We start from the raw sequence: 8758 nt of genomic DNA, 5'->3' as shown, positions 1-8758 counted from the left end.
TCGTGCCGGTCCCGCGCCAGCCCGGAGTGCAGGTACACGGCGTGCGGCATCACGGTCGCGCCCAGCATCGCCGCGGCGATCAGCACGCTCTCGGCGCCGGCGAACTTGGGGACCAGCCCGGCCGCCGCCTGCTCGACGGGCACCGGGGCGACGAACAGGCTGGCGAGAAAGCCCACCGCGATGACCGACAGCAGGCCCGTGATGACACGCTCGAACGAACTCTGGCCGCGGCGATGCTGGGCGCGACCGTGATGCCGCACGCCGTGTACCTGCACTCCGGGCTGGCGCGGGACCGGCACGGCCACCCCGAGCCCGGCGCGATGCGGCAACTGCTGTTGCGGGTCACCCGCTGGGACGTCGGCATCGCGATGGTCATCGCGGGTGCGGTCAACCTGTCGATGGTGCTGGTCGCCGCGACCAACCTGCAGGGCCAGGACAACACCGACTCCATCGAAGGCGCGCACGCCGCGGTTCGCGAGACCCTCGGCCCGACGGTCGCGTTGCTGTTCGCGATCGGACTGCTCGCCTCCGGGCTGGCGTCGTCCTCGGTCGGCGCCTACGCGGGCGCGATGATCATGGAGGGCCTGCTGCGCCGGTCCATTCCGCTGGTGCTGCGCCGGCTCGTCACCCTGCTGCCGGCGCTGGTGGTCCTCGCAATCGGTGTTGATCCCAGCCGGGCGCTGGTGTTGTCGCAGGTGGTGTTGTCCTTCGGGATCCCGTTCGCGTTGATTCCGCTGGTGCGGTTGACCAGCAACCGCAATCTGATGGGCGACGACGTCAACCACCGGGTGACGACGGTTCTGGGCTGGGGCATCGCCGCCCTCATTACCCTCTTGAATGTGGTCCTGATCTATCTGACGCTGACGGGTTGATGCACGCCTACTTCGCCTACGGGTCGAACCTCAACGTCGGGCAGATGGCGCTGCGCTGCCCCGACGCGGCCGATCCGCGGCCGGCGAAGCTCGCCGATCACGACTGGCTGATCAACGAACGTGGCGTCGCCACCGTCGAACCGTTCGACGGCTCGGAAGTGCACGGAGTGGTGTGGCAACTGAACGACCACGATCTGGCGGTGCTGGACAGCGCCGAGGGAGTTCCGGTGCGCTACCGCCGAGACCGGCTCACGGTGCACACCGACGACGGGCCCGCCGAAGCCTGGGTGTACATCGACCACCGCGTCGAGCCCGGCCCGCCGCGACCGGGCTACCTCGAGCGCATCATCGACGGCGCCCACCACCACGGCCTACCGAAGCGCTGGGTGGAGTTCCTCAAGCGATGGGACCCGGCACATTGGCCCAACCGCTCTACCACATCTGATTCGCCTGCGCCGCAATCTCTTTCGGAACTACTGACACAGCCCGGCGTCACGGAGCAGTGCACGCTGTGCTCACGCTTCGGCTTCCTGGCCATCCACGGCGGCGGCTTGGAGCAGATGACCGACGTCATCGCCGAGCGTGCCGCCGACGCCGCCGGCGCCTCGGTGTATACCGTGCGCCATCCCGACCGCTACCCCCACCACCTGCCGTCGGCGCGGTACCGCGCACAGGAGTCCGAACGTCTCGCGGAATTTCTCGACCACGTCGACGTCGCGGTGTCACTGCACGGGTACGGCCGCGTCGGCCGCAGCACGCAACTACTTGCCGGTGGCAGCAACCGCGAACTCGCCGGGCACCTCGCCCGCCACGTCGTGGTGCCCGGTTATGAGGTGGTCACCGATCTCGACGCGATCCCGCGGGAGCTGCGCGGCCTGCACCCGGACAATCCGGTCAACCGCGTCCGCGGCGGCGGCGCGCAACTCGAGTTGACTCCGCGTGTGCGCGGCATCAGTCCCCGCAGCCAGCTGCCGAGCGACGACGGACTCACGCCCGCCACCTCGGCGCTGATCCGGGGCCTCGTCGCAACCGCGAATTCCTGGTAACGCGCACCGAAGACCAAGCCATCCGGCGCCCGCATGGCTCCGAATACCTCTACGTGGATGGCTCACACCTGTACCGAACCCGGATCGCGCACCTGCGACGCGCGCCGGTGTACCACCACTTCGAGCATCACGGGTACAGCTGGTACGTCGACCTCGACCAGCTCCCGCGGGTGCCGTGGTGGTTACGACCCTTCGCCCGGTTCGACGCTCGCGACCACCTCGACGGCGCACCTGGCGACTCGCTGCGCCAGCGCGTCGACATGTTCTTGCGGGACCGCGGCGTCGACCTGAACGGCGGCCGGGTCACCGCGCTGATGCAGCCCCGGGTGCTCGGCTCTGTCTACAACCCGGTGACGCTGTACTGGTGCCATGACCGCGACGGCGTGCTGCGCCATGTCGTGATGGAGATGCAGAACAGCCGCGGTGAGCGGCATGCCTATCTGCTGCCGCCGGGTCCGGACGGCGTTTCGATCACGCCGAAGAAGCTGCGGATCTCACCGTTCAACGGCGGCGACGGGCACTACCTGGTGCGCGCGCCCGAGCCCGGCGCCGAGGTGGACGTGACCGTGTCCCTGCACCGCGGAAACGAACCGGCGTTCATCGCCACGGTGCGCGGTACACGCAGGCCCGCGCGCGTCGCCGAGGTGTTGAGGATGCAGGTGGTGGCCCCGCTGGCACCCCTGATGACCGCGCTCGACTACCGGCTCCAGTGCCTGACCCTGTGGCTGCGCCGGGTCCCGATCGCGGCCCGCACCGAACGGGTCGACGAAACACGCGCTCCAGCACGGGCTTTGGTCACCCACGCGGCCAGATCACGATAATCATGACGGTGCTGTCGCCGGTGGCTAGGCTACCGCTGATGACTACGGACCTCGACGAACTGCTTCGCCGGGTGGCCGAGCACGATGTCGAGGCGTTCGCCGGCTTCTACGACCGCACCCGCGCGCGCGTCTACGGCCTGGTGACCCGGGTGCTGCGCGACCCCGGCTACAGCGAGGAAACGACGCAGGACATCTACCTGCAGGTGTGGCGCACCGCCGACAACTATGACCCCTCGGCGGGCTCACCACTGGCGTGGCTGATGACGCTCGCCCACCGTCGCGCGGTCGACCGCGTGCGGTCCGAACAGTCGGCGACCCTGCGCGAGGAGCGTTATGGCGCGGCCAACCTCGACCTGCCCGCCGACCACGTCGCCGACTCCGTGATCCTGCGCGACGAACGCCGGCAGGTGGTCGACTGCCTGGCCACACTCACCGATGTGCAACGCGAGTGCATCCAGCTGGCCTACTACGACGGCCTGACGTACTCGCAGGTGTCCACCCGGCTGTCGGCCAACCTCGCCACGATCAAATCGCGGATGCGCGACGGGCTTCGCGGTCTGCGAAAGTGCTTGGGGCTGGCATGACCGAGCCGATGAACTCCGACCTGAGCACCCTCGCGGCGCCCTACGCCCTGCACGCGATGGCCGCGTCCGAACTGGCCGAGGTGGACCGCCGCCTCGCGGCCGCCCCACCCGCCGTTGCGCGGGCCTTCGCCGACGAAGTGCGTGAGGTCCGCGAGACCATGGCGGTGGTGTCGGCGGCCACCGCGGCCGAACCTCCGGCCGAACTGCGGGCGCGCCTGCTGGCCGAGGTCGGCGACGTCGGAAATGCGCCCGTTCGACAACTTCGCCCGCGGCGCTGGCAGCGGATCGCGCTGGCCGCCGCGGCGGTGCTCGTCGTCGGCCTCGGCGCGCTCGGCGTCGGCCTGGCCCTGCGGCCGGCTGCGTCCCCGTCGACCGCCGAGCAGGTCTTCGCCGCACGCGACGTGCGCACCGTGTCCGGTCAGATTCCCGGCGGCGGCACCGCCACGGTGGTGTTCTCCCGCGAGAAGGACGCCGGCGTGCTGGTGATGAACAACGTCACCCCGCCGCAACCGGGCACCGTCTACCAGATGTGGCTGATCGACGACGGCGGACCGCATTCGGCCGGAACCATGGACCCGCAGGCCGTCGCGCCGTCCACCACCGCCGTGCTCCCAGACCTCGGTAAGTCCAGCACCTTGGCGTTCACCGTCGAACCGCCCGGCGGCTCACCGCAGCCGACCAGCACTCCGTTCGCTCAACTGCCGCTGGCCTGAGACCTCACGTTCCCGCCAACGTGGCCTGAGCCGCCTCTGCGACCACGTCGCGGACGTCGTGGCGGCGCTGCCACGCCCGTCGCTGCCGGATGGCTCCGTTGCCCTCCTCGGCGACCCGGTGCAACTCGTCGAACACCAGGTCATAGTCGCCGACAGCTTCGAGCGCGGGCCGCACGTACTCGACGAGTCGGTCCAGCAGCGCCCGCGCGGGCACCCGCTCATGGCCTTCCGACAGATCCACCGCATCACCGTCCAAGCCGTCGCGAGCGGATTTCCAGTACGCGGCCTTGAGCGCGTGAGCCGCGAGCGGAGGTGTGGGCCGCCCGTGCCGCTCGTCCTCGAGCGCGGTCATCACCGCGGCGCGGGTCAGTGCGGCGAGCAGCACCGTCTCGGCCGCCGTCGCGGGTACGTCGGCGACGCGCACCTCGATCGTCGGGAAGTCCTTCGACGGGCGCACGTCCCAATAGACCATGCCGTCGTCGAGCATGGCGCCCGCCTGTTGCAGCATGCGCACGACGGCGTCGTACTCGTCGACGGAGTCGAAATGCGGCGGCGGCCCCGCGCTGGGCCAGCGCGCCCACAACACGCTGCGCCAACTGGCGTAGCCGGTGTCGGAGTTGCGGTAGATGGCGGAGTTCGCGCTCAGCGCGAGCAGGCTGGGCAGCCACGGCCGCAGCCGGTTGCTGACCCGGATCGCCGCTTCGCGACTGGGCACCGCGACGTGCACGTGGCAGCCGCAGATGCCCTGTTCATGCGCGACCATCCCGAAGATCTCGCCGATCTGCCGGTACCGCGGCGTGTCCGTGATCGGGAACTCTTTCGGAAGTGTCGGCGGCAAGCCGACCGCCAGCAGCTGCGCGCCGGCCGCCTGCGCCGCGTCGGCCGCGGTTCGCCGGAGCCGAAGCAGTTGGTCGTGCAGGTCACGGGTCGAGGCCACCACCTCGCTGGTGGTCTCCACCTGGCAGGTGGTCAGCTCGAGTTGCAACTTCACGCCCCGGCCGGCGGCTTCGCGCGCGGCCTCCTCGTTGAGCGCGACCGGTTCACCGGTCGACGGGTCGGCGAGCAGAAACTCTTCTTCGACGCCGATCGTGGGATGAGTGGCCATAGATTTCTTGGTCGGAATATTGATCCGGCCCGTCGGAATGGGTTCACGACGGGCCGGATCGGGGCAGCAAGTCCTTCGGCTAGTGGGACTCCGTGACGTCGAAGTCGGCAGAGATAGTGCCCCGGCCGAGGGCGCGCCAAACATTTCGCCGGCCAGTTCACGCAATAACATCCGGAAACGTGACCAAACCGTTCCGGTTCGGCGTCGGCCTGCAGGCCGCGCGCCGCCAGAAGTCGGTCCAGGACTGGGCCCGTCGCGCCGAGGACATGGGCTACGACATCGTGCACGTCGCCGACCACCTCTACACGACCGCGCCGTTCCCGATGATGACGGCGATAGCGATGGCGACCGAGCGGCTGCGCGTCGGCACGTTCGTGCTCAACGCCGGCTTCTACCGGCCCGCCCTGCTCGCGCGGGAAGTGACGTCGTTGCGGGACCTGAGCGGCGGACGCTTCGACCTCGGCCTCGGCGCCGGCTACGTCAAAGAGGAGTTCGAACAGGCCGAGCTGCCGTACCCGTCGCCCGGCCAGCGGGTGGACTGGCTGCGCCACGTCACCGAGCACATGAACGAGCACGTCCCCGATGTGCCGATCCTCATCGCGGGCAACGGCGACCGATTGTTGACGCTGGCCGCACAGCGGGCCGACATCATCGGGCTGACCGGCGGTGCGCCGATCACGGCGACATCGGATCCGCTCGCCGACCGCATCGCATTCGTCAGGGAGGCCGCAGGCGACCGGTTCGACGATCTCGAGCTCAACATCGCGGTCACCGCCATGCCGACCGACGACACCGGGCGGCCGGACCTGTCGATCACGCGCCGCTTCCTACCGCAGTTGTCCGAGGAGGAGTTGCTGAGCACACCCGCGGTGCTGTCGGGGTCGACGAAGGAGATCGCCGACACGCTGCGCGGCTATCGCGAAACGTACGGCATCAGCTACATCACCGTGCAGCAACGGCACGCCGAGACGTTCGCGAAGGTGATCGCGGAGCTTTAGGACCTTGGTCCTGCTTGGGCGGCGGTGTCGGCGGAACGCAGCACGAGATCGGACCACTCGGGTTCGCGCACCGCGTCGTGGTACTCGTAGAGCTTCCACGGGCTGACGGTGTGGATCTCGCCGCGCGCGTTCTTGAAGTACGAATGCTTGATCGACGGATGCGACCACACGGTCATCTTGATCGCCTGTTGTGACCTTTCGCGCCATTGTTCGGTCGCTTCGGATTTCGGTTCGATCGAGTGCAGGCCGTCGGCGAGCGCGTGCAGGCACTGGCCGATGTAGCGCATCTGCAACTCGGAGTTGAAGATCAGGCTGCCACCGTGCGCGAGATGCGTGCCAGGTCCGTAGGTGAGAAAGAAGTTGGGAAAGCCGGGCACCATGACGCCGCGGTACGCGTAGGGGCGATCACCCCAGACGTCGCGCAACTCGACCCCGTCGCGGCCGGTAATCCGTAGCGGCCATAGCACGTCGGTGGCCCGAAAACCCGTGGCGTACACGAGAATGTCGGCGGCGTGCTCCTGGCCGTCGGCAGTGACCACGCCCGTCGGAGTGATCCGCTCGATCGGCGTGCGGATCAACTCGACGTTGTCCCGGCGCAGGGTTCGCAGCCAGGTGCCGTCGTCCTGCAAGGTCCGTTTACCGGTCGCGGGATAGTCCGGCAGCACCTTGGCGAGCAGTTCGGTGTCACCGTCGACCTGGCCGGTGATCCAGTCGGTGAACATCATTCGCGCGGCGGCGTTGATGTCGCTGACCGCGTAGTCGCCTTGCTCGTAGCCGGGGTCGACGCGGGCGGCGTCGAGGCCCTTGTCGGCGCCGGGCCACAGCAGCAGGAAACGATACCAGCGGCTGTAGAACGGAAGGTGCTCCATCGCCCAGCGGGTGCCGTCGCCAACTTCCTTGTGGTACATGGGGTTCGGAAACATCCATTGGGCAGTGCGCTGGAAGACGTCGAGGTGCTCGACCTGGTCGGCGATCGCGGGAGCGATCTGGAAACCGCTTGCGCCGGCGCCGATCAATGCGACGCGCCGGCCCGTGACGTCGACGTCGTGATCCCACGCGGCGGAGTGAAATGCCGCGCCCGCGAACGTGTCTGCGCCCTCGTTGTCCGGGATCTGCGGTCGGTTGAGTTGGCCGACGGCGCTGATGATCGCGCGTGCGGTCAGCATCGACTCGTCGCCGTCCGTCGAACACAGTGTGACGGTCCACGTGCCGGCCGCGTCGTCCCACTGCGCGGAAACCACCTCGGTCTGCCAGCGCACGTGCTCGGCGATGCCGTGCTTGTTCATCACGTCGACGAAGTACCGGCGCAGCTCCGGTTGTTCGGCGAAGTAGTGGCTCCAGTTGTTGCTGGGTTCGAAGCTGTAACAGTAGAAGTGGTTGGCCACGTCGACGCGCGCGCCGGGATAAGTGTTCTCCCACCAGGTTCCGCCCGGGCCGGCGTTCTTCTCGACGACGGTGAACGGAATGCCGGCCTGCTTGAGCCGGATGGCGGCGAGTAGCCCCGATTCACCACAGCCGATGACGACGACGGGAACGCGGGCCGCCGCCTCCGGATCGATGGGCGCGGGCCCGCGCGGGTCGACGCCGTCGAGGTCGAGTTCCTCGATGAGCAGCGGGACATACTCCTCGCCGACGGGTTCGCATGCCGCCCAGTCCATCATCTGCTTGACGACGGACGGGCTCAGCGGCGCGGGCTCGGGGCAGCCGCGGTCGCGGTAGGCGGTGATCATCTCCAGGGCCTCGGCCCTGGCGCGAGCCTTGTCCTCCTCGGACATGAACCCTTGCACCTCGTTGAGGAACAGCCCGGCTTGGGCGTAATCGTGGATGAAGCGGGTGTCGCCGGTGATGTGCACGAGGCTGAGCAGGAGTGTGGGAACGCTGACGTCCTCGAGAGCCCGCGCTATCTCGGCGGTCGGTGTGGTGAAAGGCGTGCCCGCGTAGCGACTGCGCACGACGTGTCCTCCTAATTACGGAACCTGAAGTAGCGTAATCGACGCGATCGAGCGGCGATGCGGTTTGAGGCGATGCCCGATCGGAGCCGGTAAGCTCCCAGCGGTCCCGCCCTCGTAGCTCAGGGGATAGAGCACGGCTCTCCTAAAGCCGGTGTCGCAGGTTCGAATCCTGCCGGGGGCACCAGGTCGTTTGATTGCTGACGGTGTTCCGGCTGATGCTTGACACCTACTTCGGTTGATGCTTGACACCGCTGGGTGCCGGCCGATGGGCTTGAGGGTTTTGCTGCGTTCACTGCCAATTCGTGTTTGGCTGTTGATACCTCGCTAGGGCATCACTGTTCTGGAGCGCACAAATGAGGCGAAGCAATCGGCAGCCGGCGGTCGGGGTCCGGCGATGAAGGCATGTCCGTATTGCGCTGCGGACCTTGCTACCGACGGCACGTGTGACAAATGCGGGGCGGTGCGGACCCGTACCCGGTCGACGGGATGGCGCTCCGACCCGACGGCGCGCTACGAGGGCCGCTACTACCTCGCGGGCCGTCCTACCGATCGGGTACGCAACGGCAGACGCGTGACGACCGACCCAGCCGGGGCTCGAATGCTGCCCGACCACGTCGAGACGCCGCCGGCGAAAGGCATCCGACTGAGTTGGCTGTCAACGGCGGCG

8 protein-coding genes, 1 tRNA gene and 2 pseudogenes are annotated in these 8758 nt (G+C 68.4%); 8 read left to right on the top strand and 3 right to left on the bottom strand.

Annotated features, from left to right (window positions below):
• The coding region (locus A5663_RS22540) for a divalent metal cation transporter (protein ID WP_231976734.1) at positions 1–260 on the bottom strand (260 nt) is incomplete at its 3' end.
• Here A5663_RS22540 and A5663_RS09320 point away from each other — a divergent pair.
• The 5 genes and pseudogenes from A5663_RS09320 to A5663_RS09300 all read left to right on the top strand — a co-directional run.
• Positions 222–872 (top strand): annotated as a pseudogene (locus tag A5663_RS09320) (Nramp family divalent metal transporter); the annotation flags it as partial. The gene A5663_RS22540 and the pseudogene A5663_RS09320 sit on opposite strands and share 39 nt — an antisense overlap.
• Positions 872–1918 carry a poly-gamma-glutamate hydrolase family protein gene (locus A5663_RS09315; RefSeq protein WP_068147145.1) on the top strand — a complete coding sequence of 349 codons (1047 nt, stop codon included), beginning with the start codon at positions 872–874 and terminating at the stop codon, positions 1916–1918. The pseudogene A5663_RS09320 and the gene A5663_RS09315, both read left to right, overlap by 1 nt.
• Positions 1919–1971: 53 nt before the next feature.
• Positions 1972–2739 (top strand): DUF1365 domain-containing protein, encoded by a 768-nt coding sequence (locus A5663_RS09310; protein ID WP_068147144.1) that lies wholly within the window; start codon positions 1972–1974, stop codon positions 2737–2739.
• Positions 2740–2741: 2 nt separating this feature from the next.
• A complete protein-coding gene (locus A5663_RS09305; RefSeq protein ID WP_068147142.1) occupies positions 2742–3323 on the top strand; it encodes a sigma-70 family RNA polymerase sigma factor in 582 nt (193 codons plus the stop codon).
• On the top strand, positions 3320–4036 hold the full coding sequence (locus A5663_RS09300; RefSeq protein ID WP_068147140.1) for an anti-sigma factor: 717 nt from the start codon (positions 3320–3322) through the stop codon (positions 4034–4036). Before A5663_RS09305 ends, A5663_RS09300 begins: the two co-directional genes overlap by 4 nt.
• 4 nt (positions 4037–4040) lie before the next feature.
• On the opposite strand, the gene A5663_RS09295 is transcribed toward A5663_RS09300, so the two are convergent.
• Positions 4041–5141 (bottom strand): glutamate--cysteine ligase, encoded by a 1101-nt coding sequence (locus A5663_RS09295; protein ID WP_068147137.1) that lies wholly within the window; start codon positions 5139–5141, stop codon positions 4041–4043.
• Positions 5142–5320: 179 nt separating this feature from the next.
• Here A5663_RS09295 and A5663_RS09290 point away from each other — a divergent pair, with 179 nt between their 5' ends.
• Positions 5321–6139, top strand: coding sequence for an LLM class F420-dependent oxidoreductase (locus A5663_RS09290; protein ID WP_068147134.1), 819 nt, complete (start codon positions 5321–5323; stop codon positions 6137–6139).
• Here the strand turns inward: A5663_RS09290 and A5663_RS09285 are convergent.
• Positions 6136–8091 carry an NAD(P)/FAD-dependent oxidoreductase gene (locus tag A5663_RS09285; protein WP_068147132.1) on the bottom strand — a complete coding sequence of 652 codons (1956 nt, stop codon included), beginning with the start codon at positions 8089–8091 and terminating at the stop codon, positions 6136–6138. The two genes, A5663_RS09290 and A5663_RS09285, sit on opposite strands and share 4 nt — an antisense overlap.
• Positions 8092–8199: 108 nt before the next feature.
• Between A5663_RS09285 and A5663_RS09280 the strand changes: the two genes are divergently transcribed.
• Both A5663_RS09280 and A5663_RS23520 read left to right on the top strand, forming a co-directional pair.
• Positions 8200–8275: transfer RNA gene (locus A5663_RS09280), tRNA-Arg, on the top strand.
• 276 nt (positions 8276–8551) lie between these two features.
• Positions 8552–8758, top strand: a pseudogene (locus A5663_RS23520) (hypothetical protein); the annotation flags it as partial.

The organism is Mycobacterium sp. E740, assembly GCF_001672895.1.
Lineage (GTDB): Bacteria > Actinomycetota > Actinomycetes > Mycobacteriales > Mycobacteriaceae > Mycobacterium.
Note: the sequence above shows the minus strand (reverse complement) of the source record. Positions and strands in the feature narration are given on the sequence as shown.